Annotated in this window: 1 protein-coding gene; it reads right to left on the bottom strand. The window is 63.3% G+C overall.

Going from position 1 to position 1,587, the window contains the following annotated elements; translation table 11 throughout:
• The coding region (gene istA / locus JQ624_RS38280; protein WP_212424023.1) for an IS21-like element IS1631 family transposase at positions 1 to 1,398 on the bottom strand (1,398 nt) is incomplete at its 3' end.
• Positions 1,399 to 1,587 lie beyond the last annotated feature (189 nt).

Below are 1,587 nucleotides of genomic sequence, written 5' to 3'. Positions count from 1 at the left end.
CTTCCGGCCCAGCCCGACAATGCCCCACATCGCGCGCTGTCCGGGGCGCCCTTCGGTGTCGAACACCTGCTGGCACAAGGCCCTGGTCTGCGGTCCGATGCGCTCGGCGCTCGCCAGCAGCACGGCGGTTTGCCGCGACGGGTTGAACGGCCGTTCGCTGGTCGGCAGGACGACAGAACCGGGGTGCGCCATCCGGGAATGAACACGCAGCAGCGCACGGGTGTGGCGATCACGGATCTCGATCGTGGTGGTGTAGATGCGCACGACGACCTGGCTGCCGATCGGCGCGGGCCGCGCGGCGTAATAGCTGTTGTCGACGCGTACGGTGGTGTCGTCGCAGACAGTCCGGACGACTTCGGTGAAGATGCGGAAGGGAGCGACAGGCAGCGGCCGCAGGTGCGGCTTCTCTTCCTGGAACATCGCCTCGACCTGACGGCGCGTGCTGCCGTGGATGCGTTTGGAAGCCCAGTTCTCCTCCCAGTGCCTCAAGAACTCGTTTTGCGCCTCCAGCGTCTCGAAGCGCCGTCCGGCCAGCGCAGTGCCCTGGGTATGTTGAATCGCATTCTCGACGCATCCTTTCCGATTTGGATCGGCCACGCGCGCGGGATCGGCGACCACGGCGTAATGAGCCAGCATCGCGCTGTAAATCGGGTTGAGCTGGGGCTCGTACAAATCCGGCTTGAGGACGCCTTCCTTCAGGTTGTCGAGCACGACATAGCTGGGGACCCCGCCAAAATACCGGAACGCCTCTTCGTGGAGCTGCGCCCAGACTTGTTGGCTGGACTTCCAGACTACCCGCCGGAAGCTGCGCCGCGAGTAGCGTAGCGTCATCACGAACAGGCGGGGACGACGGTACCGCCCGCTCTTCGGATCAACCGTCGGCGCGCCCTCGCCATAGTCGACCTGAGCTTCCTCGCCGGGGAGGAACTCAAGACGATCAAACTGCTCAGGATCAGCGTGCCGCAACCGGCGCACAAACCGCTTGACACTCTGGTAGCTGGACGGAAAGCCAAATTGATCAACCAGGTCCTGGTAAATCGCCTGCGCGTTCCGCTTCAGCCGGACCTGTTCTTCGATCCACGTCCGATGCGCTTCGCAAGCCGAACGGGCCAGGCTGCTGGTGACCGTCGCTTCCGATGTCCCAAAAGCCGGTGGTCGGGGTGGAGGAATTTGGCCGTCCGCGCTCACCGAGCCGGTGGTCACTTCCCCGGGGGAATTTGCCTCCGCACCGGCCCGCAGCGCCTGATAACGCCGGATCGTCTTGCGATCGACACCCGTCAGCCGGTGAATCTCGCGCTGGCTGGTGTTGCGATCAAGTAATGTAAGTACGGTGCTTTGCAGATGTCGCTTCAAGACGTTCAACTCCCCGGCCCCTTGCTGGCTAAAGGGGTCGAACATAAACGTCCTGCCTGACCGGCTACTGCTGTTCAGCGGCGCTGACGGCGATCATCAGGTGGGGGAGTTTCAAGTGACCATACCCGGGGGATTTTGACCGACCCACGGGGGGCATCCCGACAAATGCCCATGTCCCATTGGTGAACATGCCGTTCGCCGATGACGAATACCGCGGACGTCTCTGCCATGTCT

Origin of the sequence: Bradyrhizobium sp. AUGA SZCCT0283 (assembly GCF_018130385.1) — a bacterium.
In the GTDB taxonomy this organism is placed as follows: domain Bacteria; phylum Pseudomonadota; class Alphaproteobacteria; order Rhizobiales; family Xanthobacteraceae; genus Bradyrhizobium.
The sequence above is the reverse complement of the archived record's forward strand: the minus strand, read 5'-3'. Positions and strand labels throughout refer to the sequence as shown.